Source organism: Massilia sp. 01N417 (genome assembly GCF_056399645.1).
Genome location: NZ_JBFTRS010000029.1, coordinates 13,476 through 40,445 on the forward strand (window position 1 = coordinate 13,476; position 26,970 = coordinate 40,445).

The 26,970-nt window shown below is 67.6% G+C and carries 20 protein-coding genes; 7 read left to right on the top strand and 13 right to left on the bottom strand.

The window, feature by feature from the left end:
• Positions 1 to 14: 14 nt before the first annotated feature.
• On the top strand, positions 15 to 1,376 hold the full coding sequence (locus AC1DOQ_RS24165; protein ID WP_477370012.1) for a sensor histidine kinase: 1,362 nt from the start codon (positions 15 to 17) through the stop codon (positions 1,374 to 1,376).
• A 138-nt stretch (positions 1,377 to 1,514) separates the two neighbouring features.
• Positions 1,515 to 2,282 (top strand): spermine/spermidine synthase domain-containing protein, encoded by a 768-nt coding sequence (locus AC1DOQ_RS24170; RefSeq protein WP_477370015.1) that lies wholly within the window; start codon positions 1,515 to 1,517, stop codon positions 2,280 to 2,282.
• A gap of 4 nt (positions 2,283 to 2,286) precedes the next feature.
• Here AC1DOQ_RS24170 and AC1DOQ_RS24175 read toward each other — a convergent pair whose 3' ends face one another.
• A complete protein-coding gene (locus AC1DOQ_RS24175) occupies positions 2,287 to 3,489 on the bottom strand; it encodes a M48 family metalloprotease (protein WP_477370018.1) in 1,203 nt (400 codons plus the stop codon).
• 196 nt (positions 3,490 to 3,685) lie between these two features.
• On the opposite strand from AC1DOQ_RS24175, the gene AC1DOQ_RS24180 reads away from it, so the two are divergent.
• Positions 3,686 to 6,139, top strand: coding sequence for a TonB-dependent receptor plug domain-containing protein (locus AC1DOQ_RS24180; protein ID WP_477370020.1), 2,454 nt, complete (start codon positions 3,686 to 3,688; stop codon positions 6,137 to 6,139).
• Here the strand turns inward: AC1DOQ_RS24180 and AC1DOQ_RS24185 are convergent, their stop codons facing one another.
• The 10 genes from AC1DOQ_RS24185 to AC1DOQ_RS24230 form a co-directional block, all read right to left on the bottom strand.
• The gene (locus tag AC1DOQ_RS24185; RefSeq protein WP_477370023.1) at positions 6,140 to 7,681 is read right to left on the bottom strand and encodes a hypothetical protein; all 1,542 of its coding nucleotides are present in this window, start codon (positions 7,679 to 7,681) and stop codon (positions 6,140 to 6,142) included. It lies immediately after the preceding gene.
• Positions 7,682 to 7,686: 5 nt separating this feature from the next.
• Positions 7,687 to 9,723: a hypothetical protein gene (locus AC1DOQ_RS24190; protein ID WP_477370026.1), complete on the bottom strand. Its 2,037-nt coding sequence runs from the start codon at positions 9,721 to 9,723 to the stop codon at positions 7,687 to 7,689.
• Positions 9,707 to 10,690 carry a BatA domain-containing protein gene (locus AC1DOQ_RS24195; protein ID WP_477370029.1) on the bottom strand — a complete coding sequence of 328 codons (984 nt, stop codon included), beginning with the start codon at positions 10,688 to 10,690 and terminating at the stop codon, positions 9,707 to 9,709. Before AC1DOQ_RS24195 ends, AC1DOQ_RS24190 begins: the two co-directional genes overlap by 17 nt.
• The gene (locus AC1DOQ_RS24200) at positions 10,687 to 11,580 is read right to left on the bottom strand and encodes a DUF58 domain-containing protein (protein WP_477370032.1); all 894 of its coding nucleotides are present in this window, start codon (positions 11,578 to 11,580) and stop codon (positions 10,687 to 10,689) included. The genes AC1DOQ_RS24195 and AC1DOQ_RS24200 overlap by 4 nt, the downstream gene beginning before the upstream one ends.
• Positions 11,581 to 12,573 (bottom strand): AAA family ATPase, encoded by a 993-nt coding sequence (locus tag AC1DOQ_RS24205; protein ID WP_477370036.1) that lies wholly within the window; start codon positions 12,571 to 12,573, stop codon positions 11,581 to 11,583.
• A gap of 3 nt (positions 12,574 to 12,576) precedes the next feature.
• Positions 12,577 to 13,197 carry a DUF4159 domain-containing protein gene (locus tag AC1DOQ_RS24210; RefSeq protein ID WP_442124167.1) on the bottom strand — a complete coding sequence of 207 codons (621 nt, stop codon included), beginning with the start codon at positions 13,195 to 13,197 and terminating at the stop codon, positions 12,577 to 12,579.
• A gap of 5 nt (positions 13,198 to 13,202) precedes the next feature.
• Entirely contained in the window at positions 13,203 to 14,540 is a 1,338-nt protein-coding gene (locus tag AC1DOQ_RS24215; RefSeq protein ID WP_477370039.1) for a TldD/PmbA family protein, read from the bottom strand.
• Positions 14,541 to 14,552: 12 nt separating this feature from the next.
• Complete coding sequence (locus AC1DOQ_RS24220) at positions 14,553 to 16,190, bottom strand: TldD/PmbA family protein (RefSeq protein ID WP_477370042.1); 1,638 nt, start codon at positions 16,188 to 16,190, stop codon at positions 14,553 to 14,555.
• An 84-nt stretch (positions 16,191 to 16,274) separates the two neighbouring features.
• Entirely contained in the window at positions 16,275 to 17,612 is a 1,338-nt protein-coding gene (locus AC1DOQ_RS24225; RefSeq protein WP_477370044.1) for a TldD/PmbA family protein, read from the bottom strand.
• A 17-nt stretch (positions 17,613 to 17,629) separates the two neighbouring features.
• Complete coding sequence (locus AC1DOQ_RS24230) at positions 17,630 to 19,267, bottom strand: TldD/PmbA family protein (protein WP_477370047.1); 1,638 nt, start codon at positions 19,265 to 19,267, stop codon at positions 17,630 to 17,632.
• Positions 19,268 to 19,591: 324 nt separating this feature from the next.
• Between AC1DOQ_RS24230 and AC1DOQ_RS24235 the strand changes: the two genes are divergently transcribed.
• The 3 genes from AC1DOQ_RS24235 to AC1DOQ_RS24245 all read left to right on the top strand — a co-directional run bounded on the left by AC1DOQ_RS24235 (position 19,592) and on the right by AC1DOQ_RS24245 (position 22,923).
• Complete coding sequence (locus tag AC1DOQ_RS24235) at positions 19,592 to 20,368, top strand: class I SAM-dependent methyltransferase (protein ID WP_477370050.1); 777 nt, start codon at positions 19,592 to 19,594, stop codon at positions 20,366 to 20,368.
• Positions 20,369 to 20,455: 87 nt separating this feature from the next.
• Complete coding sequence (locus AC1DOQ_RS24240) at positions 20,456 to 21,991, top strand: S1C family serine protease (RefSeq protein ID WP_477370054.1); 1,536 nt, start codon at positions 20,456 to 20,458, stop codon at positions 21,989 to 21,991.
• 2 nt (positions 21,992 to 21,993) lie between these two features.
• The gene (locus AC1DOQ_RS24245) at positions 21,994 to 22,923 is read left to right on the top strand and encodes a hypothetical protein (RefSeq protein ID WP_477370057.1); all 930 of its coding nucleotides are present in this window, start codon (positions 21,994 to 21,996) and stop codon (positions 22,921 to 22,923) included.
• Positions 22,924 to 22,926: 3 nt separating this feature from the next.
• On the opposite strand, the gene AC1DOQ_RS24250 is transcribed toward AC1DOQ_RS24245, so the two are convergent.
• The gene (locus tag AC1DOQ_RS24250; RefSeq protein WP_477370060.1) at positions 22,927 to 24,543 is read right to left on the bottom strand and encodes a serine hydrolase; all 1,617 of its coding nucleotides are present in this window, start codon (positions 24,541 to 24,543) and stop codon (positions 22,927 to 22,929) included.
• A 148-nt stretch (positions 24,544 to 24,691) separates the two neighbouring features.
• Here AC1DOQ_RS24250 and AC1DOQ_RS24255 point away from each other — a divergent pair, with 148 nt between their 5' ends.
• Entirely contained in the window at positions 24,692 to 25,267 is a 576-nt protein-coding gene (locus AC1DOQ_RS24255; RefSeq protein WP_477370063.1) for a TMEM165/GDT1 family protein, read from the top strand.
• On the opposite strand, the gene AC1DOQ_RS24260 is transcribed toward AC1DOQ_RS24255, so the two are convergent.
• Positions 25,264 to 26,928 carry a CehA/McbA family metallohydrolase gene (locus AC1DOQ_RS24260; protein ID WP_477370066.1) on the bottom strand — a complete coding sequence of 555 codons (1,665 nt, stop codon included), beginning with the start codon at positions 26,926 to 26,928 and terminating at the stop codon, positions 25,264 to 25,266. The two genes, AC1DOQ_RS24255 and AC1DOQ_RS24260, sit on opposite strands and share 4 nt — an antisense overlap.
• Positions 26,929 to 26,970: the final 42 nt, after the last annotated feature.

Sequence of the window (26,970 nt, forward strand, 5' to 3'; positions counted from 1 at the left end):
GTCATCGAGCTCGCATGAGTTCAGGCAAGCGCTTCAGGCTTTCGCTCGCCACGCGCTGGTCGGCCCTGGTCGGCACGCTGCTGGCGGTCGGGATCCTGATCGCGCTGGCCCTCGACCACCTGCTGCCCGGCCAGCCGCTGGCCGTGCTCGGGATCTGCCTGGTGTGCGTGGTGCCGATCGCCCTGATCACCATCCGCTCGCAGATCCAGCCCATCCTCTCCCTGTTTCGCGCCCTCGAAGGGACGGTGGCGAGCTATCGCGACGGCGACTTTTCCTTCAGCCTGCACTGGGGCCAGAACGACGAGCTGGCCGACCTGATCGGCGCCCATAACGCCCTCGGCGAGGTGCTGCGCGAACAGCGCCTCGACCTCGTGCAGCGCGAGCTGCTGCTCGACACCATGGTGCAGAACACGCCGGTGGCCATGCTGCTGGTGACCGAGCTGGCCAACCGCGGCGAGCAGGCCGGGCTCACCGTCGTCTACGCCAACCTGGCCGCGCGCCAGCTGCTGTCCGGCGGACGCAAGCTGGAGGGACACGCGCTGAACGAGGTGCTGCAGCAGGCGGCGCCGGCCCTGATCGAAGCCCTGGGACGCGGCGGCGACGGCCTGTTCACCGCCGGCGAAGGCGAGGACGAAGAGGTCTACCACCTCGCACGCCGCAATTTCAGCCTGAACGGCCGCAAGCACGAACTGCTGCTGCTGCGCCAGCTGACCACCGAGTTGCGCCGGCAGGAAGTGCAGACCTGGAAGAAGGTCATCCGCGTCATCAGCCATGAACTGAACAATTCCCTGGCCCCGCTGGCCTCGCTCGCGCATTCGGGCGCGGAGCTGGTGCGGCGCGGCCAGACCGAGCGCCTGCCGCAGATCCTCGAGACGATCGGCGAGCGCACGCGCCACCTTGAAACCTTCATCCTCGGCTACGCCCGCTTCGCCAAGCTGCCGACGCCGCGCATCGAGGCCGTGCCCTGGGACGCGCTGGTGGCGCGCCTGGCCTGCCAGGTCAAGTTCCACCTGATCGGCGAACTGCCGCCCGAACCGGCCCGGATCGACACCGCGCAGATGGAGCAGGCCCTGCTCAACCTGCTCAAGAACGCCCACGAATCGGGCTCCTGGCCGGACCACGTGGAACTGCAGATCCGCCGCGTCCAGGACGTGATCCGCATCGACGTACTCGACCGCGGCAGCGGGATGAACGACGCCGTGCTGACCAACGCCCTGGTGCCCTTCTACTCCACCAAGCGCAGCGGCACCGGCCTGGGTCTGGCGCTGGCCCGCGAAATCGCCGAAGCCCACGGCGGCCGCATCACGCTCGCCAACCGCGAAGGCGGCGGCCTCGCCGTCACCATGATCCTGCCGGTGGGTCCAGGCCCCGCCTGAAATTCGGGGTCAGAGCACATTATTCTGGCGCGTCAGCGCAATTTGCGAACAGTTCGGCAAGACATGCGCGACGATCCAGCCATGTTCGCCTCAACTGCTAAAATAAATGTGCTCTGACCCCGAATTTTGAAAGTCGCCATGCCTGCTCAGGACCCCCGCTTTTCCCAGCCCGGCCATCCGCCCGCCACCATCACCGAATTCGAAGGCGTCCGTTCCCTTCACCTGGGTACTTCCTGGGTGCAGGGCGCGATGCGGCTCAATCGGCCGGATGCGATCGAACTCGAATACGTGCAGATGATGATGATGTGGATGCTGTTCGTGCAGCAGCCGCGCCGCATCGCGCAGCTGGGCCTCGGCAGCGCCGCGCTCACCAAGTTCTGCTACCAGAAATTCCCGGCGGCGCGAGTCACTGCCGCCGAGCTGAATCCGAACGTGATCGCGATCTGCCACGCTTATTTCGGCCTGCCGCCGAACGACGCCCGGCTCAGCGTGCTCGAGATGGACGCCCTCGATTTCGTGATGGACCCTGCCAACCACGGCACGCTCGACGTGCTGCAGGTCGACCTGTACGACGAGGAGGCGCGCGGTCCGGTGCTCGATACCCCCGAGTTCTACCAGGCCTGCGCCGACTGCCTGGTTGACGGCGGCGTAATGACCGCCAATGTATTCGGCGACTTCATCAACTACGACAAGAACCTGCAGGCGATGGAGCTGGCCTTCGACGCCGTGGTCTGGCTGCCCGAGGTCCACGACGCCAACATCGTCGTCATCGCCTTCAAGGAGGCGCCGCAGATCGATTTCGCGGTCCTGTACGAACGCGCGGCCGACATCAAGCGGCGCTACAACCTGCCGGCCAAGAACTGGGTCAACGGTCTGAAGGAGTGGATGCGCGACCGGCAGGGCTGAGGCATCAGCGGCAGGCGGCCGGCACCGCCGCCGCGGCCAGGTTCTCGCCGCTGCAGCGCCATACGACGTGCTTGTCGGCGTCGAGCGACGGCGAAAACACCAGCGCGCCCGGCCCCTGCATGCCGGCAATCGAGGTCACCACGCGCAGCTGGCCATTGTCCGGATCGAACTGGACCTCGTTGACAGCATCGTTCGACGCAAGATTCACGCCCGCGTCTTCCAGCTTGGCCGGAATCGCATCGTTGACCATGTAATAGGCGCCGACCTTGACGGTGGCGTCCTGGCCGACATGATAGGCCGCCATGGTCCTGGCTTTCTGCGTATAACCCTGGTAAGCCGGGATCGCGACCGCCGCCAGGATGCCGATCATCGCCACCGTGACCACCGCGCCGCCGCCACCCACGCCAAGGCGCGGCACGAACAGGGCGAGCAGGCTGGCCAGCACGCTGCGCGCGGGCTGGCGCGGCTCGCGTCCCGCAGCCAGTTCCCGCACCGCCGCCATCCGCTTCACCAGCCAGGGATAATCGCCCACCAGTTCGTGGAAGGACATCCAGAAGTCCTCGGTCTGGCGCGACTGGTCGACATAGGCCTGTGCATTCAGTCCGCGCCCGCGCTTGCCGCCGGCGGCCAGCACGGCCAGCCCATGTTCGGCGTTCACCGGGTTGTCGCAGGCAGCCAGACCATGACGATCGCAGGTATATTCGCGGGCCCGCGAATAGGCCGCGCCCACCAGCGGCAGCACCGACGCCGGCATCAGCACGGTCGTCCAGCTCAGGTGCTTGCGCTTGATGTGGCCGAGCTCATGGCCGATGTAGAAGTTCAGCGCATCGGGGTTGTGTGCCAGCCCGTCGACGACGTCCGAATACAGCACCAGGAAATCACGGCCGAGGAAGCGGGTTGCGAAGGCGTTCATCATGCCGCCCATCTGCAGCAGGTAGGCCTGCGGCTCCTTGTCGACATCCAGCTTGCGGCAGCAGGCGTCGATCTGCCGCTTCAGGTCCGGGTACTGCTCATCCGTGATGTGTACCCCGGTGCCTTTGATGTAAGAGACGAGGGCCGACTGTGCGAAGCAGTAGAACAGGAAGCCGAACAAGGCGTACACGAGGACCAGTCCTTTGGTGCCGAGCAGCAGTCCGGCCCAGACCAGGCCGGAGAGCACCAACATCAGGCCGAACAAACGCTTTTCGTTTTTATATACCAGTTGCATGGACACCCCATTTTTATTGTCTTCAGGAAACGGAACAGATACTACCTGTGTTTACTATTTTGAAATAGTCAGGAGTGTTGCTTTATAGACACAGCCCTGCGCCATGACAGGGCATGGGTTGTCACTGCTCAATTTCTGTTCGTATAGGGCGCGCAAGATGGCTTGGCCGCCGACAGGCCCAACCAGAGGAAGTACCATGACCAGTCACCTCAAACGCACCGTGCTCGCTTCCGCCGTACTGGCAGCCTGCGCTCCCGCCCTGGCCCAACAGGCCGCCTCCGCCGGCGACGCCCCCGCCACCGTCATCGTGCTCGGCTCGCGCACTACTGCCAAGAGCGCACTCGACACCGCCGTCCCGGTCGGCCTGATCGACCAGAAGGACCTGCAGTCGGCCGGCACGCCGGAACTGGGCAAGGTGCTGCAGGAGCTGGACCCCTCGTTCAACTTCACCACCACCTTCATCAGCGACGGCACCGACATCATCCGCCCCGCCACCCTGCGCGGACTGGGACCGGACCAGCTGCTGGTGCTGGTCAACGGCAAGCGGCGCCACCAGCAAGCTCTGGTCAACGTCCAGCAGACCATCGGCCGCGGCTCGGCCGGCACCGACATCAATGCGATCCCGCTGTCGGCGATCCAGCGCATCGAGATGCTGCGCGACGGCGCCGCCGCCCAGTACGGCTCGGACGCGATCGCCGGCGTGATCAATATCGTGCTCAAGCAGGGCCCGGGCGGCCAGCTGAGCGTGGCCGGCGGCACCACCTCGAAAGGCGACGGCGACACCATCGGCGTCGGCGAAAGCCACGGCTGGGCGCTGGGGTCCTCGGGCGGCTACCTGAACCTTGCCGTCGAGAGCCGACGCCGCGGCGAGACCAATCGCGCCGGCCTGGACACCCTGCGCGTGAATCCGCCGCGCGTGACCCAGCGCATCGGCGATTCGCTGGCCAGGGACGCTTATCTGTGGGCCAACGCCATGCTGCCGGCCGGCGGCAGCGACGGCGAACTGTATGCCTTCGGCGGCATCTCGCGCCGCACCGGCGACGCCGCCGGCTTCTTCCGGCCGAAGGAAGATGGACGCAACGTCCCCGCGGTCTACCCGAACGGCTTCCTGCCGAACATCCTCACCAGGGTCAGCGACGCCTCGCTGGCGGTCGGCTTCCGCCGCGGCCTCGGCGCCGACTGGAACCTCGACGCCAGCGTCAACCACGGCCGCAGCGAGCTCGCCTTCCACGAACGGAATTCGATCAACGTCAGCTACTGGTACGAGCCCAAATGCAGCTGCGCCGACTTCAACGAGTCGCCGCTCGAAGCCGACACCGGCAAGCTGCGCTTCACCCAGACCACCGTCAACCTCGACCTGCGCGGCCCGCTGACCCTGGCGGGCGTGGCGCTGCAGCTGGCCGCCGGCCTCGAATACCGGCGCGACGGCTACCGGATCGTGGCCGGCGACCCGGTGTCCTACCAGTTCGGCCGCACCAACGACCCGGCGATCCGCATCCTCGACCAGGCCGGGCACCTGGCGGCGGCCGGCATCCAGGGCTTCCCCGGCTATACCCCGGCGACCGAAGTGAACGAGGCGCGCCACAACAGCGCGATCTACCTCGACGCCGAACACCGGTTCGCGCTGCCGCTCACGCTGGCGGCCGCGCTGCGCCATGAGCGCTATTCCGACTTCGGCGGCACCACCACCGGCAAGCTGGCGCTGCGCTACGATCCGAGCCGCCAGCTCGGCCTGCGCGCCAGCGTCTCGACCGGCTTCCGTGCGCCCAGCGTGCAGCAAAAGTTCTACAGCTCGGTATCGACCAACCTGAACGGCGCCGGCGTGCTGACCGAGACCCTCACCGCGCGCGAAGGCAGTCCGGTGACGCGCGCGCTGGGCATCGCGCCGCTGAAGGAAGAGACCTCGCGCAGCGCCAGCGCCGGCCTGGTGCTGCGCCCCGCTCCCGGCTTTTCCTTCACCGCCGACGCCTGGCGCACCCGCATCGCCGACCGCATCGTCTTCTCCAGCACCATCTCGCCCGAGAGCGGCCCCTGCCGGACCGCCTCGGCCTGCCCGATCAAGGCGGTGCTGGATCCGTTGCGCGTCGGCCAGGCCCAGTTCTTTACCAATGCGATCGGCACCACCACGCGCGGCCTCGACCTGATCGCCGAACGCACCCTGCGCGGATTCGCCGACGGCACCCTGGTGCTGTCCGGCCAGCTCGGCTTCAATCGTACGGAAGTCGATTCGCGCAAGTCCTCATCGAAGGTATTGACCGGCACCCAGTTGTTCAACGACGCCCAGGTCACGCTGATCGAACGCGGCCAGCCACGCCAGCACCACGTGGTGGCGGCCGACTTCACGAGCGGGCCGTGGAACCTGAATGCGCGCGCCAATTACTACGGCGAAGTGGCCGGCCAGGGCTTCACCGCACCCTATGTGCAGACCTGGGACGCAAAATGGCTGCTGGACCTGAGCGCGCGCTACGCCTTCAGCAAGGCGCTGGCCCTGAGCGTCGGCGTGAACAATGTGTTCGACACCTATCCGAGCCGCTGGGCCCCGGTCAAGGCCGCCCCTTTCCCGCAGATGGGTTTCACCTATTGCTGGGAGACCTGCCCGTTCGGGATCAACGGGCGCTCGCTGTACGCCAGGGCCGACTACAACTTCTGATCAGCGCCGTTCGCGCCACCACAGTCCCAGCATGGCCAGCGCGAACACCAGGCCGAAGGGCCAGGCCGGCAGCGTGCGCAGTGCAGCGCCCGTTGCCGGCGCCGGCGTGCGGGCCGCATAGCGCGCGGTGGCCTCGCGGCGCTGGGCGCGCTGCCACAAGGCCCAGTCGCGCTCCGCGTACACATACACCGCGTTCTCCAGCGCGCGGCCGCCCTGGACCTGCGACGTCATGCCCAGCCAGCCGGGCTGCTTCGGCCACACCGCCACGCAGGCGGCATCGACACGCTCGGGGCGGCGCTGCCAGGGCAGCGTGAGCGCCAGCGCCGGAAAGTCCAGCGACGCCGACTTCGCCAGGGCCTCGCCCCGTGCGCATACTTCCAGGCGCCGCTCCGGCAGCGGCAGCTCGATCGGGTCGAGCCAGGCCAGGTCATCGGCACGCCGCACGCGCAGGCGGTCGAGTACGTCCTGCCACCACAGCGCCAGCGCGCGCGGCTCTTCGATCGCGTGGCGGTGCCAGCCGCCCACGCCCAGCCAGGCGATGCGGCCTTTGTGCCAGTCGCGGGTCCAGAGGCCATCCTCGCCCTGCCACTCGCCGGCGCGCCCAATGGCCGGATTCAGGCCGCCCGACGCCATCGGCAAACGGGCGCCGATGCTGCGGTCGGCCGGCTGCGGCGCCAGGCGCAGGCCGATGCCGCGCGACCAGACCCCGGGGTCGTTCGCATTCGCACCCAGCACCAGCAGTGGCGCACCCTCGGCGACCCGTGCCAGCAAGGCCGCGCGGCCGGCGTCCCCGGCGCGTTCGAACCAGGCGGCGTCGACGATCTCCAGATCGGGCGCCTTCATATCGGTGCGTGCGCTTTCGCTACGGCGCAGGTTCTTGCCCAGCTCGACCTGCCAGTCGATCACGGCATTGCTGGCGCCCAGCAGGTCGTCCAGGGTGCGCAGGTCGAAGGATGGAGCGCCGAAGCGTCCGCGCACCTGCAGCGGCGCCGGCTCCGTCACGGTGACGGGCACCGGTCCCTGGTCGACCGTCTTGCCGTTCGCATCCAGCAAGCGCGCGCTCAGGACCAGGCGCTCGGCCAGCGGCGGCAGCCACTGCACGGACAGCACGCCCTCGCCCTTGCTCTCGGCCAGCATCTCGCCGTTCTCCGCCAGCAGCTGCAGCCGGCCGGATTCCTGCCAGGAGCGTTCCAGGCGCAGCGTGAAGATACGGCCCAGCGCGATCGTGCGCGGGAAGGCGAGGCGGATGGTGGACGTGGCCGGCACGCTCCAGGCGAGCGGCCGTGCCGGCAGGTCCTCCCATTCGGCGGCGCGCAGGCCGTCGCCGTCCAGTTTCAGGCTGCGCACGCCATCCAGCGACGCCAGCGGCGCGGAAGCGGACAAGACCAGGGTACTGCCCGCCTCGCCAGGCAAAGCGAAACTGCCGACCGTGCCGGCCAGCGCGACAGCCGCCACGGCAGCCAGCACGGCGTCGATCCAGCGCCGGCGCCCAGCGTAGAGCAAGGCACTGCCCAGGCCCGGCACGAGTGCGGCGATGCTCATCCAGTTCATCGCACACCTGCCCGCGCGGCGCGCTCGAAGGGCGTCTCGACCTGCGGCGTGGCCTGCAGCGTTACCTTCGCCTCATGCACGGCGCCGCGCAGCCAGGCGCGCAGCACCGGACGGCAGGCCAGGCAGCCGTCGGCCACGTCCTGGATCGCGCGCTGGGCGGCCAGTCGCTGTTCGTCGGCGGCGATGCGCTCGCGCACCCAATCGTGGGCGGTGCGGCTCCACAGCGCCGGCAATGGACCGTCGCCGCCCAGGGTCCGCACCAGCTCGCGCAGCTCGGCCGGCACGCCATCGGGCGCCGGCGACTGTTCGCGTTTGCTGCCGGCGGCGCCCGCCATGTCGCCCGTCATGCGCTTGTCCTCCTTGATCGGCGGCGGCGCGAACGCCGTCTTGTGCAGGTAGATGCGTTCGGACTGCTGCAATTCCTTGATCGCGTCGAGCGCCTTGTGTTCCGGCGGCAGCGCCGTCTTCGGGTTGATGGCGCGCAGCGCGTTCTCGGCATCCCACATCGCGGACAGCGCCCGCCGCAGGATCTTCTTGGTCGCCTCGTCGAACAGGGTCGCGTTCTCGGCCTGGTCATGGGCGTGACCGAACTCGTGCAGCACGTCCTGCGGCTTGCCATGGCCGCTGCCGTGCTCACTGCCGTGCTCACTGCCGTGATCACCGTCGTGATCGTCCTTGCCGAACAGGGTCGATTCCTCGCCCAGGAACTGGCCGTAGCGGCGCCGCAGCGCGCCCTGGTCGGCGGCGATGGTTTCGCTGCGCTCGCGCACGGTGGCGGTGTCCATCTTTTTCGTCTTCATATCGCCTGCGCGCATGTCGGCGATCAGCTGTTCGGTGTCGATGATGATCTGGCGCTGGCTGCGCAGGCTCTCCGGCTTGACCATCACCGGCAGCGCCGAGACGTCCTGGTCCTGGTCCTGCGGCGGCGCCGGCAGGCGCAGCGTGTAGGTCGGCGACTGCACGGTATGCGGCCTGGACGCGTTGTCGGTGGCGCGGACGAAAAAGTACAGTTCGTCGCCGGGCTCCATCCCGAGTTCGCCGAGGGTCCAGTGCTTGCTCCAGTCGCGCCGGCGCGGATCGGACCCTGACGGAATCGGCAGCTCGCGGTCGCTGAAGCGGATGTTCTCGCCGCTGCCGCGCGCCAGGGTCAGGTGCAGGGTGGCCTGCTTCACCTGGTAGTCGTCGCGCACCGACACCGCCATCGCCGCCTGGCTGGCATCGCGCGCCAGTTCCTTGATGATCTCGTTCGGCTGGGTCACCACGATTTCGGGTGCCTGGTCCGGCAGCACCTTCAGCGTGTAGCGGGCGCCGCGCCAGCGCCAGAAGATGGATTCGGTGGCGGTCCAGCGTGCGCATTCAGTCCCCAGTTGGAAGATCTGGCCGTCGCTCAGCTCGATGGTCTCGAGCACGCCGGCCGCGGGCTGCTTCAGGCACCACTCGACCGCGGTCTGCTCCGGCGCCTGCAGGTCGCGCGGGGCCGAGCTCGATGCTTCCACACCGGTGTAGCGCGGCGGCGCCAGTTTCACGATCAAGGCGGCGGCGGCCGGCGCGGCGGTGCCGGCTTTCGCACCCGGCAGACCGGCGGCGGCGGGCTGGCCGCCATGCGGCAGCAAGCTTGCCCCCCAGGTCAATGCCGCCAGCGCCAGGCTCCCCGCCATCCAGGGCAGGCCGAACGATACGTGCTCGCGTACGATGGCGCGGATGCGTGCGCGCGTCAGGCTGGCCTCGATGCGGCCCAGCAGGCGCTGGCGCTGCAGTTGCGCCACAGGCGAATCGGCATGCAGCAGCAGCGCGGCGCTGTCCTCCATTTCCGGCAGCGCGCCGTCCAGCCAGGCCACCCAGCCGTGGGCGACGCGACGCTGCAGCCGCAAGCCGTCCCAGGCGCAGAACGCCGACCAGGCCAGCAGGCCGGGGCCGGAGCGCAGCAGTAGCCAGGGCAGCGCGCCCGCGACCCACAGGCCGGCGCGGCGCAGCAAGGCGGCGCGCCAGATCGGACCGATCAGGCGCCCGAAGATATCAGCGCCGGCGGACATGGGTCACCATCCTCTCCAGGGCAAACAGGACCAGCAGCGCCGTCGCCAGCACGTCGCGCAAGGCGCCGCCGACCGGGCCGGCAGGCGCGCGCGCATCGACAGCGGGCGCCTGCGCAGGCGCGGTGTGCGGCCGGATGCCGACATGCAGGCGCTGCCAGGTTTCGAACATGATGCGCGCGGCGGCGGCGTCCCGTGGCGGCAGCCAGGCGGCGCTCCACAGGCGCCCGCGCTGGCTGTCCAGGTAATGCAGGCCGCCGGCCTGGGGTGCCGTTTGCAGCTCGGGGAAGGCGGCGGTGTCTGCCACCCACCACAGCGGCGCACGCAGGCCGGCCGGCGGCGGCTCCGGCAAATCCCAGATCACCAGTCCGGTGCCGGGGCCGGCCTGCTCGTCGATGACGTAGCGCTGCGCGCCGCCGGGCGCGCCGAACAGGGTACGCCATTCGTCCGCGCGGCGGCTGTACACGGCCACATGCTGTTCGAGCGGCGCCACCGGCGCGGCCTGGGGGCGCACCGTGAGCGGGTGGCGCAGGCGCGGCAGTGCGGCCGGCATCGCCACGTCGCCGACCAGCAGCAGGCGCGCCTGCGGCTTGAATTCGCGCTCATGCTCGTGCAGCCAGCGGTAGCCCTCGCGTCCGGGCAAGTCGATGCGGCGCGCATCCGCCAGGCCGGCGGCGCGCGCCTGCCGGTCGACGAAGGCCGGGTCGGTCCCGGGCACAACCAGCACGCTGTCGCCGCGCCAGGGCAGCACGGGGTCGGCCAGCAGCGCGATCAAGGCCAGCAGAAGCAGGCAGCGCAGGATCAGGAGCAGCACCTCGTCCCAGCTCCACACGCGCAGTTGCACCGGCTTCGAGGCCGGCAGGAAGCGCGCCGTCGCCAGCGGCAGCGCCCGCGTCTGTTCGCGCTTCTGCCGGTGCCACAGGATCGGCAGCAGCAGTATCGGCAGCGCCCACCACCAGAGGCTGTTCATGCGCGCCCTCCGCGCGTCCGCAACCATGCGCGCAAGACCTCGCCCGGTGCGCGCTCGATCGGCGCCGCCACATAGGGGATGTCGTGCGAGCGGCACTGCTGGGCGATCATGGCGAAATGGTCGTCGCGCTGGCGCGCATAGCCGTCCCTTACGTCGGCTCCGAAGCGGAACAGTTTCCCGTCCCCTTCCGGGTCGCGCCAGGCCTGCGCCGTATCGAAGCTTGCCGCGATCTCGGCCTCGGTCTGCAGGCACAGCGCCCGCACGTCGTGGCGCATGCTGCGCAGGCGAACCATCGCTTCCGACAGCGGCGAAGGCCATTCCAGGAAATCGCCGGCCACGCAGACCACGCTGGGCGCGCGCGCGAAATGCAGGCTGGCGCGCAGCACCTCGCTGCCGGGCAGCGTGCCGGCGGCATCAAGGCGCTCCAGTTGCGACAGCACGCGCTGTAGCTGGCGCGGCCCGCGCGCGGCCGGGGTGAAGTGGGCGCGCTCGCCCTGGCAGACGACCAGGCCGAAGGCATCGCCCTGGCGCTGGGCGATCGCGCCCACGCAGCCCAGCAGCAGGCGCGCATAGCCCAGCTTGTCCAATCCGTCGATGCTGCGGCTCGGTTCCAGCATGGAGGCGGTGGCGTCCAGCACCAGCCAGACCGCGACATGGCTGTCGCGCTCGGCCTCGCGCACATAATATCGGTCGGCGCGCGCCATCAGCTTCCAGTCTACGCGGCGCCACTCGTCCCCGGGCGCATAGGCCCGGTACTCGGAGAACTCGACGCCGGCGCCACGCTCGCGCCCGGCGTGGATGCCGTGGCCCAGCCCCGCCAGCACGTGGCGGATCGCGAGATCGAGCTTGCCCGTGTGCGCCGCCAGCGCGGCGCTCGCCAATCCGGCCACTTAGGCTATCCGTACTTCGTTGCGCAACGCCGCCAGCACGTCGGCGATCAGGATGCCGTCCGCTTCCGCCTCGAAGTTGCGCAGCACGCGGTGGGCCAGCACCGGCAGCAGCATGGCGCCGATGTCTTCGCGGGTAACCGCCAGGCGGCCGTGCATCAGGGCGCGCGCTTTCGACGCCAGTACCAGCGCCTGGCCGGCGCGCGGACCGGCGCCCCAGCCGATGTGCTTGCGGATCGCCTCGACCGGCGACTCCGTTGGACGGGTCGCGCGCACCAGCCGGGTCGCGTAGCGCAGCATGGGATCGGCGATTTCGATGTCGCGCACCAGCTGCTGCAGACGCAGCAAGGTGTCGAGCGTCATCGCCGGTTCGGCGTCGCGCAGGCCGGCATGGGTGGTGGCGCCGACCATCGCGATCTCTTCGTCCTCGGTCGGGTAGCCGACGTCGATGCGCAGCAGGAAGCGGTCGAGCTGGGCTTCCGGCAGCGGATAGGTGCCGGCCTGCTCGATCGGGTTCTGGGTCGCCAGCACGAAGAAGGGCTTCGGCAGCTTGTGCGTCTGGCCGGCGAAGGTGACCGAGCGTTCCTGCATCGCTTCCAGCAGGGCCGACTGGGTCTTCGGCGGTGCGCGGTTGATCTCGTCGGCCAGCAGCACCTGGGTGAATACGGGACCGGGCTGGAAGCGGAACACGCGCTGGCGCGTGGCCTGGTCTTCCTCGAGGATCTCGGTGCCGACGATATCCGAGGGCATCAGGTCGGGCGTGAACTGCACGCGCCGGAACTGCATGTCGGTGGCCTGGGCCAGCGATTTGACGAGCAGGGTCTTGCCCAGGCCCGGCACGCCCTCGACCAGCGCGTGGCCGCCGGCCAGCAGGCAGGTCACCAGCAGCCCGATCACGTCCTTCTGGCCGATGATCACCTGCCCCATGCTCCGTTTCAGGTCGTCGACTTTCGCGACCAGGTCCGCGATCTCGTTCTCAGTCCATGCTTGACCCACTTGCTATGCTCCCAACGCGTATTGAATGATATTGACCGCAAAGCGGGTGTTGTCGACCGCCAGCCAGCGCTTGTTGCGGAAGTCGTAATCCCACTCGCAGCCGTAGTCCTTGTTCGAATACAGCACGCCGATGCGGCCATTGACTTCGATGGCGCGCAGGTATTCGTGGACCAGGTCGTCGCCCCAGCCGTTCAATTCCACCGCGGTGTTCGGCGGGCCGTCGAACTTGAAGAAGCTCGAATACAGGCGGTGCGTATTCGGAATCTTCTTCAGGGCCTTCGGGCCGAACATCTTCGCCAGCTCGGCCTCGAAGGACTTGGCGAACAGGCCGTCGATGTCGTGGTTGCAGTCGTCGACGAAGACAAAGCCGCCACCCTTCACGTAGCGCTCGAAGTTGCGGCGCTCGGCGGGCGTGAACTGCACCAGCTTGTGCCCGGCCAGGTAGCAGAATGGCGCCTGCAGCATCTTCGGATCCGACAGGGCGATCACGCGCTCGGCTGGATCCACCCGCAGGGTCGTGTATTCGACCAGCGAGTTGAGCACGTTGCTGGGCATGCGGATGTCCACATCCCAGTCGCCCGACTCGTACATCAGGCGCGTGAAGTAGAAGTCGTAATTGGCCACGAAACTCAGACCGCGTCGGACAGGGAAGTGAAGTTGAAGTCGCGCAGCCGCATCGGCGGAATCACCATCTGGTACGACACTTCTTCGCCGCCGACGATCACCGGCTTGCCCAGCTCCTCGACGTTGTTGAGCATGGCGACCGGGCTTTCGTTGAAGCGGAAGTTCTTGATCGGGTACTTGATCTTGCCGTTCTCGACGTAGAAGGTGCCGTCGCGCGTCAGGCCGGTCAGCAGCAGCGATTGCGGATCGACCATGCGGATGTACCAGGTGCGGGTGACCACCACGCCCTTCTTGGTGCCGGCGATCAGCTCTTCGAGCGACTTGCCGCCGCCGGCCATGATCATGTTGCCGGCGCGCGCGGTCGGTGCCTGGCCCTGCTTCTGGGCCCAGTAGCGCGAGTATTCGAGACTGGCGACCTTGCCGTCCTTGATCAGGTCGCGGCGCTGGCGCGCCAGCATCGAGCCGCTGTCCCAGGGGCTGACCGGCACGTCCTGGTCCCAGGGGTCGGACCAGACGTTGACCTGTTCGTCGAACAGCTTTTCGCCCAGGCGGTTGCCGCCGCCCTTCTTCGCCAGGAAGCTGCGGCCCTCGTCGGCCTGGCGCGCGCCGAAGCCGCCGAACATGCGGCCCACCAGCTCGGAAGCCGCGGCCGGTTCCAGGATCACGGTGTAGCGGCCCGGCTCCAGCGCCCTGGCGTCGATTGACCGCAATGCCTTTTCCATGGCGACGTCGACTGCCTCGCGCGCGTCGAAGCGCTTGGCGTCGCTGGCCGAGCGGGTCACCCAGCCGGAGCCGCGCCCATCCTCGGTGCGCGCGGTGCAGGTGAAGCCGAGGCGGGTGAATTCGCGGTGCCCGAACAGGCCCTTCGAATTGGCGATGGTCTCGATGCCGGTGGTATCGGTAAAGAAGCCGGCGGTGACCAGCTTGTTCTTGCGGCCCGCCAGGATCGCTTGCGAGGCCACCTCGGCGCGGTAGTCCGGATCGATCGCCGCGGTCGGCGCGAAGTACTCGCCGCTCGCCTTGAAGGCCTGCTTGTCCGGCAGCGGCATGTATTCCGGATTCTCGGGCGCCAGGCGCGCGGTGTCCTCGGCGCGGCGCACGGCCTGCTCGAGCGACTTGTCGTCGAATTCGTTCACCGATGCGGTGCCCTGGCGCTTGCCGAAGGCGACGGTGACGGTCAGGCGCTGGTCTTCGTTCAGGCCGGCCGTGGAGACGCTGTTGCGCGCGAAGCGGATATTGCCCTGGCGGCTGCCGTTGATGGCGACGCTGCATTCGTCGGCCTTCGAGAAGGACAGCACACGGTCGCAGATGCGCTTGGCCTCATCCTGGTTCAGGTGTTTCATGTCCGTCCCTTCCTATCCGATCTTGCGACCGGTGTTGATCACTTTGACGCCGTTGAAACGGGTGGTCGACGCGCCGTGCGAGACCGCGCTGACCTGGCTCGGCTGGCCCTTGCCGTCGAAGAAGGAGCCGCTCATGCGCCAGTCGCGTTCGTCGCAGATGGCGCTGCAGGCGTTCCAGAATTCCTGGGTGTTCGACTGGTAAGCCACGTCTTCCAGCATGGGGCCGATCTTGCCGTCCTTGATCTCGTAGTAGAGCTGGCCGCCGAACTGGAAGTTGTAGCGCTGCTGGTCGATCGAGTAGGAGCCGCGGCCGAGGATGTAGATGCCTCTCTTGACGTCCTTGACCATCTCGTCCGGCGTGAGGCGCGCCGATCCCGGCGCCAGCGAGACGTTCGGCATGCGCTGGAACTGCACCTTGCTCCAGCTGTCGGCGTAGGAGCAGCCGTGCGATTCCTTCTCGCCGATGATGTGGGCCTGGTCGCGCGTGGCCTGGTAGTTCACCAGGACGCCGTCCTTGATGATGTCCCAGCGCTTCGGCTGCACGCCCTCGTCGTCGTAGCCGACCGCGCCCAGCGAGCCCGGCGTGCTCTTGTCGGCGAAGAAGTTGACGTTGTCCGCGCCGAACTTGAATTTGCGGGTTTCCCACTTGTCCAGCGTGCAGAAGCTGGTGCCGGCGTAGTTGGCCTCGTAGCCCAGCACGCGGTCCAGCTCCGTCGGGTGGCCGACCGATTCGTGGATGGTCAGGAACAGGTTTTCCGGCGCGATCACGAGGTCGTACTTGCCCGGCTCGACGCTCTTCGCGCCCAGCTTCTCGCGGGCCTGGCGGCCGGCGTTGCGCGCTTCCTCGACGATGTCGTAGCCGCCCTTGTACAGGGTGGTGACGCCGCCCGCGGCCTGCAGCTTGTGCTCGGGGCGCACGTCGAAGTATTCGTAACCCATGCCGACCGGCGGCGCCAGCCCCGCGCGCGAACGGAATTTGCCGGTCGCCTTGTCGACCGCGGTGGCGGTCAGCGGCGCCCACAGGCGGTGGATGTCCTGGTCGATATAGGAGCCGTCGGTGGAGGCGAAGTACTTCTGCTGGTTCACCTGGAACAGGTTGGCCGTCATGAAGTTGGCGCCGGCGTCCAGGCCAGCCTTGTTGGCGGCGATCAGCATCTCGGCCTTTTCCTTGACCGGCACGGTGCGCCAGTCCTTCCTGATCGGCGTGGCCCATGCCACCTCGCCCACGCCCTTGACCGGGGCGAGGCGTACGGGTTCGGTCTGCAACCTGGCGTTGGCCTTGGCGATCGCCACCGCCTGGCGCGCGGCGTTGGCGACGGCGTCCGGATTCATCGCATTGGTGGCGGCGAAACCGTAGGCGCCGTCGGCGATCACGCGCACGCCGACGCCGCTCGACTCGGTATTCGTCACGCTCTGCACGGCCAGGTCGCGGGTGTTGATGAACTGGTTCAGGTAGCGCCCGATGCGCACATCGCAATAGCTGGCGCCGGCGCGGGTGGCCGCGTTCAGGGCGGCATCGGCAAGCGCCTTCTTGAGGCTGAGGGGCATGCTGCTTTGCAGCTCTTCGGCGGCGATGGCGTTGCCGAAGACGGGGACCAGCATGGCGCCGGCGGTGCCGGCGGCCAAGGTCAGGAAGGTACGGCGTTCCATTGATTCTCCATGCGCGTGGGCTCGGGGAGCTCACCCTACGAACCACGATAACGTAGGGTGGGCACCCCGTGCCCACGCCGTGTATTACACAGCGTCGGACAGCGAAGTGAAGTTGAAGTCCCTTACCTTCATCGGCGGAATCGCCATCTGGAACGGCGCTTCGTCGCCGCCGATGATCACCGGCTTGCCGATTTCCTCGATGTTGTTCAGCATGGTCACCGGGCTCTCGTTGAAGCGGAAGTTCTTGATCGGGTACTTGATCTTGCCGTTCTCGATGTAGAAAGTGCCGTCGCGGGTCAGGCCGGTCAGCAGCACGGACTGCGGGTCGACCATGCGGATGTACCAGGTGCGGGTGACGAGGATGCCCTTCTTGGTGCTGGCGATCAGGTCCAGGGTCGACTTGTCGGTGCCGGCCATGATGATGTTGCCCGGCGTCGCGGTCGGCTTCACGCCCTTCTTCTTGGCCCAGTACTGCGAGTAGTTCAGGGCGTTGACCTTGCCGTCCTTGATGATGTCCATGCGCTCGCGCGCGATCAGGTTCTGGGTGTCCCAGGGCAGCACCGGCACGTCCGGATTCCACGGGTCGGCCCAGATGTTGACCTGGCTGTCGAACAGCTTGTCGCCCAGGCGCGAGGCGCCGCCCTTCTTCGACAGGAAGCTGCGGCCTTCGTCGGTCTGGCGGGCGTCGAAGCCGGACAGCATGTAGCCGATCAGGTCGGAGGTCGCGGCCGGCTCCAGGATCACCGTGTAGCGGCCCGGCTCCAGCGCCTTGGCGTCGACCGAGCGCAGCGCCTTCTCGATCGCCACGTCGGCCGCTTCGCGCGGATCGAAACGGGCAGCGTCGGTGGCGGTGCGCTTGACCCAGCCCGAACCGCGGCCGTCTTCGGTGCGCACGGTGCAGGTGAAGTCCAGGCCGGTCTCGTCCTGGTGGCCGTAGACGCCGTTCGAATTGGCGACCGAGGTAAACGAGGTGCTGTCGGTGAAGAAGCCGGCGGCCACCAGCTTGTTCTTGCGGCAGGCTTCGATCGCGTAGGCGGCGGCCTGGGCGCGGTATTCCGGATCGATGGCCGCGGTCTTCTTGTTGAAGGTCTCGGAGGCGCGGTAGTTCTGCTTGGCGACGGCCGGCATGAATTCCGGATTCTCCGGCGCGAGGCGCGCCAGGTCTTCGGCGCGGCGCACGGCCTTTTCCAGCGACTTGTCGTCGAACTCGTTGATGGTGGCGACGCCCTGGCGCTTGCCGAAGGCGACCTGCACGGCGATGTTGGTATCTTCCGCCAGGCCGGCGGTGGAGACGGCGTTGCGCGCGAAACGGATATTGCCCTGGCGGCTGCCGTTCACGGTCACGCTGCATTCGTCGGCCTTGGACAGCGACAGCACGCGGTCGCAGATGCGTTTGGTTTGTTCCTGGGTCAGGATGGTCATGTGGTGTGCTCCCTGCCTTAGCCGATCTTGCGGGCGGTGTTGATGACGTTGATGCCGTTGAAGCGGGTGGTAGCCGCGCCGTGCGAGACGATGGAAATCTGCGGAGGCTGGCCCTTGCCGTCGAAGAAGGAGCCGCCCATGCGCCAGTCGCGTTCGTCGCACAGCGCGGTGCAGGCGTTCCAGAATTCCTGGGTGTTCGACTGGTAGGCCACGTCTTCCAGCATCTGGCCGATCTTGCCGTTGTTGATCTCGTAGAACAGCTGGCCGCCGAACTGGAAGTTGTAGCGCTGCTGGTCGATCGAGAACGAACCGTCGCCGACGATGTAGATGCCCTTCTTGACGTCCTTGACCATCTCGTCCGGGGTCATCTTCTTCTTGCCCGCCTGGAGCGAGACGTTCGGCATGCGCTGGAACTGCACATTGCTCCAGCTGTCGGCATACGAGCAGCCGTGCGATTCCTTCTCGCCGATGATGTGGGCCTGGTCGCGGGTGGCCTGGTAGTTCACCAGGATGCCGTCCTTGATGATGTCCCAGCGCTTGCACTTGACGCCTTCGTCGTCGTAGCCGACCGCGCCCAGCGAGCCCGGGGTGACCTTGTCGGCCACGATGTTCACCAGCGGCGAACCGTAGTTGAATTTCCTGGTCTCCCACTTGTCGAGGGTGGCGAAGCTGGTGCCGGCGTAGTTGGCCTCGTAGCCCAGCACGCGGTCCAGTTCCGTCGGGTGGCCGACCGATTCGTGGATCGTCAGCCACAGGTGTTCGGGCGACAGCACCAGGTCGTACTTGCCCGGGGTGACGCTCTTGGCGGTCAGCTTGCGCTTGGCGTCGCGGCCGGCGGCGCGGGCGTCCTCGACGATGTCATAGGATTTCGTGTACAGGGTGGCGACGCCGCCGGCGGCCCTGATCTTGTCTTCCTTGCGCGCGGCCAGGTATTCGTAGCCCATGCCGACCGGCGCCGACAGGCCCTGGCGCGAGCGGAACTTGCCGGTCCCCTTGTCGACCGCGGTGGCGGTCAGCGGCGCCCACATGCGCTGGATGTCCTGGTCGATGTAGGAGCCGTCGGTGGACGCGAAGTACTTCTGCTGGTTCACCTGGAACAGCATCGAGTTCATGAAGGTCGCGCCGCCTTCCATGCCGGCCTTGTTGGCGGCGATCAGCAGCTCGGCCTTCTCCTTGATCGGCACCGTGCGCCAGTCCTTCTGCACTGGCGTCGCCCACGAGACCTCGCCCACGCCCTTGACCGGGGCGAGCTGCACCGGTTCAAGCTGCAGCCTGGCGTTGGCCTTGGCGATCGCCACCGCCTGGCGCGCCGCGCCGGCCACGCCGTCCGGGCTCATGTCGTTGGTGGCGGCGAAGCCGTAGGCGCCGTTGCAGACCACGCGCACGCCGATGCCGGCCGACTCGGTATTGACCACGTTCTCGACGTTCAGGTCGCGGGTGATCACGTACTGGTTGAGGTAGCGGCCGATGCGCACGTCGCAGTAGCTGGCGCCGGCCTTGGTGGCGGCGTTCAGCGCGGTGTCGGCCAGCAGCTTCTTGGCCGCGACCGGCATCGGATTGAGCAGCTCTTCGGCGGCGATCGCGCGGCCGAATACGGGCACCAGCATCGTGCCGAAAGCCAGGCCGCTGATGTTGAGGAAGGTACGGCGTTCCATGACGTCTCCTGAGGTGGACAGTGGTCCGGCGGGCGGACCGCTCTTGTTGTGCTGCGCTTTACTTCTTCTTTATCTGCTGAACCATAGCAGCAAGTAAAGTTTTTGAATAGGCAATCTTTATGCCAGGCGCCTGGGTCTTGGTTGCCAGCGCGGCCGGGGCGGACAGTGTCCGCGCGGGACGCGTCCGCCCTGTGTCCGGCGGGTGTCCGGTCGGACAGGCTTAATGCATATACAATCTTTACTTGACGACAACTAGGGCCTGGCCGATGATCGGCGGGCGGCACGGCATGGCGCCGATGCCCCACCGACATTGGAGACCGAGACATGAAACGATTCATCCTGGCCGCCGTACTGGCAGGCTTGGCCGGCACGGCGCTGGCCGCCAACCAAACCGACGACGCCCAGCTACGCGCGGCCATCGCCGGCAGCCACCGCTCAAGCGCCAACGTGGCGCGCGACACCTGGCGCCATCCTTACGAAACGCTTACTTTCTTCGGCATCAAGCCGAACATGACGGTGGTCGAATTGCTGCCGGAAGGCGGCTGGTACACCGAAATCCTGGCCCCCTACCTGCGCCAGGACGGCAAACTGATCGGCGCCGGCCTCATCTCCAAGACGATGCTGGAGTCCAACCCGGCGGTGTATGACAAGGTCGTGCGGGGCGCCTTCAATCCGCCAAAGGGCATCTACGACTTCGCCCCGCCGAACAGCGTCGACATGGTGCTCACCTTCCGCAACGTGCACAACTTCGTCGACCTGGGCGACGACAAGGTCAAGGACATGTTCAAGGCGCTGTACACCAGCCTGAAGCCGGGCGGCGTGCTGGGCGTGACCGACCACCGCCTGCCGGAATCCATGCCGCAGGATGCCAAGGCCACGAGCGGCTACATCCACGAGTCGTATGTGATCAGGATGGCCGAAAGCGCCGGCTTCAAGCTGGCCGGGAAATCCGAGATCAACGCCAACCCGAAGGACAAGGCCGACCACAAGGGCGGCGTCTGGGCCCTGCCGCCGACCCTCACCAACCGTGACGAGGACCGCGCCAGATACCAGGCCATCGGCGAAAGCGACCGCATGACCCTCAAGTTCGTCAAACCGTAAATGTCACGCCGTGGTGAGTATTTGTGAACTTTCACGCTTCGCCACGGTGTATATTCGCTCAGCAATCTTTCCGATTCAAAGAGACGCATGACACTTTTCCGACTCGCTGCCGCCGCAGCGCTTGCCGCCGCCTGCGCGATGGTCCAGGCCCAGGACCTCGATGCGAAGGCCGCACCGACCAAATCCGCCATTCCATCCCGCGTCGAAAATTCGGTCGTCAAGATCTTCTCGACCTTGCGCCGGCCCGACCCGTATAAACCCTGGACCAAAGCCACGCCGCAGGACGTCACCGGCTCGGGCGTGATCATTGAGGGCAAGCGGATTCTCACGAATGCCCACGTGGTCGGCTACGCCAGCCAGGTCGAGATCCAGGCCAGCCAGGACGGCGACAAGGTCGGCGCCACGGTGGTGGCGGTGGCGCGCGGCATGGACCTGGCCCTGCTCAAGCTCGACGACGAGTCCTACTTCGACAAGCACCCCGCGCTGCCGCGCGCCAGCGTGCTGCCGGACGTGCGCGAGCAGGTGTTCGCCTACGGCTATCCGGTCGGCGGCAACTCGCTGTCGATCACCAAGGGCATCGTCTCGCGCGTCGAGTTCGTCCCCTACGGCTTCGGCAACGCCGGCCTGCGGGTGCAGATCGACGCCCCGATCAATCCCGGCAACAGCGGCGGCCCGGTGATCGCCGGCGACAAGATGATCGGCCTGGCCTTCTCCGGCGTGGCCGGCGCCAACAACATCGGCTACGTGATCCCGAACGAGGAGATCGAGCTGTTCCTGAGCGACGTCGCCGACGGCCGCTACGACGGCAAGCCGCTGCTGCTCGACAGCGTGCAGACGCTGGAGAACCCGGTGCTGCGCCAGTACCTCAAGCTCGACAAGTCGGTCGAGGGCGCGGTCGTGCACCGCCCCGCGCGCAGCGACGCCGGCTATCCGCTGAAGGAATGGGACGTCATCACCCGCATCGGCGAGCATCCGGTCGATAACCAGGGCATGGTCAAGCTGGGCCCCAACCTGCGCGTGCGCTTCCAGTACCGCGTGCAGCAGGTGGCGAAGGACGGCAAGGTGCCGCTGACCATCGTCCGCGGCGGCAAGACCATGCAGGTGCAGGTACCGGTCGGCGGCGCGCGCCAGCTGCTGATCCCGGACCTGGCCGGCGGCTATCCGTCGTATTTCGTGTACGGCCCGATCGTGTTCACGCGCGCCACCGCGGAGTACCTGTCCTTCATCGCCGCCAACGCGGCCGCGCTGAACGGCTTCAGTTTCAACGCCAGTCCGCTGGTCACGCGCCGCGGCGATTCGCCCGACGCCCAGCACGAGGAACTGGTGGTGATCAGCTCCCCCTTCTTCCCGCACAAGCTGGTGGCCGGCTACAGCAACCGCATGGGCGCGGTGGTCGAGTCGGTGAACGGCGTGCCGGTGCGCAGCCTGCGCCACCTGGTGGCCCTGCTGCGCGACCTGAAGGACGACATGGTGGTGCTGCGCTTCGACCAGCGCGAGGGCGAGACCATGGTCTTGCCGCGCAAGGAGATGGTGGCCGCCACCGAGGGAATCCTGTCCGACAACGGCATCCGTTCCCAGGGATCGGCCGACATGATGGATATCTGGAACGGCAAGAAGATCTGAGCATGCGAGCATCCTTCCTGCAGCGGATGGCCTGGCTGGGCCTGGCGCCGGCGACCGGCCTGGCGCTGGCGGCATCGCCGCAGGCGGCGGCCGATCCCGCTCCCGGCGTGACGCCGGCCAGGCTGGCGGCGCTGGCCTTCCCGGGCTGGAGCGACAACCCGGCGGGCCGGGTCGTGAACGTCAGCCTGCCGCGCCTGCCCGGCGTGTCCCGCAAGGCCGGCCACGGCGGCTGGACCGCGGGAACCAACCGGGTAGTCGCCGAACCACGGCTGCTGCTGCGCACCGATGCCTCGCACCTGACCCTGATCGCCGGCCTGGTGCCGTCGCAAGAAGGCAGCACGCCCGCGGTCAACCATACGACGCCGATGGCGCTGGCCGCCTACCAGTTCGAGCAGAGCGGCGGCCAATGGAAGCTCGTGGGCCGCCAGGGCGTATTCGCGCTGCGCGGCTTCTTCGGTGAGGCCAATGTGCGCGCGGTGCCGCTGTCAGGCCAGCGCCAGGGAATCGCGGTGGAATACGGCAGCTGCTGGCAAGGCTATTGCGGCACCTGGATGTCGCTGTACGAACTGGACAAGGGCACGGTGCGCCACGAAGCGGCGGTCGAGATGGCGCTGTCGGGCATCAACGTTGACAGTACCGGCGACTGCATGCGCCGCCTGCAGCCGCTGATCAAGCCGCACCCGCAGGACACGCACCCGGACGACGACCGCATCCCGCCCGACGGCCACGACTGCTACGCCATCGAAAGCGACTGGAGCATCGAACCCTCGCGCGAGCAGCCGGGCGACCTCGTGATCCGCTACCAGGGCGCGATCAGCCGCGCCGAATCCCACGCCGCGCCACCCAGCGCCATCGACCAGCGCCAGGTGCTGCGCTACAGCGATGGGAAATACCGGGCGATTTCGGGGTTCAATCCGGTGCCGCCGATCTGATCCTTATTTTTTCACCGGCGTAAAGTTCAAATCCTGGAAGTCATAGCTGAAGTCGGTCTCGGTGGAAATCGGCTGCATCTTCATGCGCTCGATGCTGCCGTCCGGGTTCAGCGCGAAGGTCACGTAGGCGTCGGCGTTGAAGTTGCGCTCCTTCCAGCGCACGATGAAGGTGTCGTGCTGGAAGTGCTCCAGTTCCCCGGTCAGGTCCGGCGTGCGCGTCAGCGACAGGATCTGCTTGCCGCCGACGTGCTTGATGGTGGCGATGCCGTACCACGGGTCCTGATAGTCGCCGTCGTAGGCGGTGCGCGGCAGCGAAGGCTGGGATTTCGCCGCGCGGGCCGCGCTGTTCTTGGCCAGGCGCGCCTTTTCCTTGGCATGCATCTCGTCCTCGACGGCGGCGACGGCGCCGATCCAGTCGGTCTTGTCGTCGCGGTCCACCAGGCGGCCCAGCAGCTGCCACTGCAGCGCGTTCAGCGAGCCGCCGCTTTCGGCATTGGTGAGGATGGCGATGCCCAGCTTCTCTTCCGGCACCAGGACCACCTTCGAGTAGAAGCCCTGCAGCGCGCCGCTGTGCATGGCCAGCAGCCTGCCGTGGTAGTCGCGCAGCTGGAAGCCGAGGCCGTAGGCCGCGAAGTTCGGCTTGGTAGCGGCCAGCTTGGGATTCGGCTCGCCGATGCGCATCGGGGTCTGCGCGGTCCACAGTTCGCGCGCCTGCTTGGCGCTGTACAGGCGCGTTTCCTTGCCGTCGGCGCCGGTGCCCAGCTTGCCCTGCGCCAGCAGCACGTTCATCCAGCGCGCGATGTCTTCGGCGTTGGTGTTGATGCCGACCGCGCCGACCGCGTTCGGTACCGGCATCGACTTCACGGCGGCGATCTTGTCGTTGATCTTGCTGTGGGCGTTGGCGACGTTCGGGTTGCCTTCATTCTCGAGCAGGCTGGTGGTCGTGGTGGCCATGCCGACCGGGGTCAGGATGCGTTCGCGGATGGTCTCGCCCCAGCTCTTGCCGGATTTCGCGGCGATGATCTTGCCGGCCACGATGTACAGCAGGTTGTCGTAGGCGTAGCTGCTGCGGAAGCTGGTCGCCGGCTGGATGAAGCGCAGCTTGTGGATGATCTCGTCGGTCGAGAAGCCGGTGGTCGGCCACCACAGCAGGTCGCCCGCGCCCAGCCCCAGGCCGCTGCGGTGGGTCAGCAGGTCGCGCACCGTCATCTCGTGGGTGACGTAGGCATCGTACATCTGGAAGTCCGGCAGGTGCTTGGTGACCGGATCGTCCCAGGCCAGCTTGCCCTCGTCGACCAGCATCGCCAGCGCCGCGGCCGTGAAGGCCTTCGAATTCGAGGCGACTTCGAACAGGGTCTTGCCGTCGACTTTTTCCGGGGCGCCCAGCTTGCGCACGCCGAAGCCGCGCGTGGCCAGCACCTGGCCGTCCTTCACGATGGCGATGGCGATGCCCGGCACGTCGAACTGCTTCATGACGCGTTCGACGTCGGCGTCGAGGTGGTTCAGCTGGAGCGGCGCCGCGCTGCTGGCGGCGGGCACGGAAGCCGGGACGGTGGCGGGAACTTGCGCCAGGGCGGCGCCGGAGAATGCGATCAGGAGGGCTGCTGCGATGCGGTTCATGGAGTGCACTTGTGGGATTCCTTGGCGTGATGATCGGAAGCTGAATTCAGGCGCAAGCAGGATAGCACTTCGAAACCCATCCCGATAGGTAGCCGCCATCCGCCTCTGCTATGATCGCGCCTTTGCCTTTCCCCGCCCTGTCGCTTCAATGGACGCCTTCCTCGTTTCCACCGGCATCGTCGCCCTCGCCGAAATCGGCGACAAGACCCAGTTGCTGGCCTTCCTGCTGGCCGCGCGCTTCCGCCGCCCGCTGCCCATCGTCTTCGGCATCTTCGTCGCCACCATCGCCAACCACGCCTTTGCCGCCGCGGTCGGCGCGCTGGTCAGCAAGCTGCTCGGCCCCGAGGTGATGCGCTGGGTGCTGGGCCTGGCCTTCATCGGCATGGCGGCCTGGATCATGGTCCCGGACGACATCGACGAGAACGAGGCGACGCCGGCGCGCTTCGGCGTCTTCCTCACCACCGTGCTGGCCTTCTTCCTGGCCGAGATGGGCGACAAGACCCAGGTGGCGACGGTGGCGCTGGCCGCGCGCTATCCCTCCGCGGTGGCGGTAGTGGCCGGCACCACCCTGGGCATGATGCTGGCGAACGTGCCGGCCGTGTACTTCGGCGACCGCATCGCCGGCCGCGTGCCGCTCAAGCTCGTGCACGGCATCGCGGCCCTGATCTTCGTGGTGCTGGGCCTTGCGACCCTGTTCGGGCTCGGGAAGAATCTCGGCTTTTAATCGTTCCGCTGGTTGACCCACACCGGCGCCGACCACAGCACCTTGCCGTCGTCCTGGGTCAGCTTCGCATAGTAGAAATGCGGCCCCGGCGATGGCGTCAGCGTGACGCTCGCCTGCGCCGCCAGCCGGCTCACGTTGCCGTTCCGGCCCGGCACCCCTTCCATGATCGCCACCGTGGCCGCGCGCCGCCCGGCATCGTTCGCGAACTGCACCGACAGCTGGAGCGGTCCGCGGTTGTCGATGCGCTCGCCCATCAGGTGGCCGTTGGCGGTCAATACGATCTGCGATGCCTTGTCCATGGTCGCGAACACGCGCCGCGCCCTGAGGGCGTCGACGAAGCTGTCGCGGGTCAGCGGCACGCCGTTCGGCACCAGTACCGCGGTGCGGTTGGTGTACGAGCTACCCCAATTGGCGCAGTGGTTGTCCTGGTTGCTGCTGAAGGCCACGTGGTAGCCCGCTTCCAGCAGCTTGTTGCAGGCCGCCTCGAAATTGCTGCGGCGGGTCTCGCCCTCCTTGTCGTTGGTGGAGAAGGCCGAGGTGTTCATCACTTCGCACAGCGCCATCGCCTCGTCGCCATCCGCCGTCCAGGCCAGCGGCACGCCGCCGACCTTGAACTGGCCCTTCAGCGCCGGGTGGTTGAACTGGCCGATCCAGCCCTGCTTTCGCATCAGCGTGTACAGCGCGCCGTAGTCGCTGCGGCTGCTGAGCGTGTCGGCCAGCAGCTCGCCCTTGCCGTTCTTTTCCCAGCCGAGCAGCTCGTCGCTGTTGAAGATGTTCAGGTGGCCGCCGTTGCTGATCACGCCCCACTCCATGCCGTACAGGGCCAGGAAGTCCGGATGCCGCTCATTGAACGCGCGCGCCATCCCGAGGCCGGACTGGTACAGCGCCCTGGCCGCGGCCGGATCGGCATCGAGCCTGGTACCGTCCGAGCCGTCGTACATGTGGTTGTGCTCGGAGACCATCAGCATGTCCAGGCCGTGTTCGCGGGCGTAGGGAAAGGCGGTGTCCGGGCCGAAGGGCGCGGTCTGCGGGTCCTGGGCGCCCCTGCAGTTGTCGATGGCGGCGCCGCCGTCGCTGTGGCTGGTCTGGCTGTGCRGGTTGCCGTAATAGACCGTGAACGGCAGCGCGCCCGCCGCCGGCGCCGCCTGCAGCACCCTGCGCCGGCCCGGCATGGGCGAAAAGGCCGGCAACGCGGGCGCCGGCGGGTTGCCGACGGCGATGTCCCAGGACTGCTCGACCGCTTCATCCCCGGCCGTGGCGCGCAGGCGCACCCGATACACGCCTGGCGCGGGCAGCCCCTTCGCCAACTTGCCCTGCCAGCGCACCGGCACGTCGACCGGGCGCCCCGTCAGGATCGCCTGTCCCTGCCAGCGCGCTACGTCGCGGCCGTTGGGCGCCATCAACTCGAGGCGCCAGTGCACGCTGCGGCGGCCCTGCAGGCCGGGATAGTCGAAGGACAGCCGGAAGGTGCGCGATTCGGCGCCGCGGGCTTCGCCTCGATAGGGCGCCTCCAGGGTCGCCTCGAATTCCTGGTGCTCGTGCGGGGCTGGTTCAATGCGCTGCACCGGGGCGGCAGCGGCAGGAAGGTGGAAGAAGCTGGCCGCTGCGAAGACGAAGCAGCGGGACCAGGCCAGGGCGGGGATAAGGGATGAGGTTTTCATGATGCAATTTTTGCAATTGCATCACCCTGTCATCTTGATCCC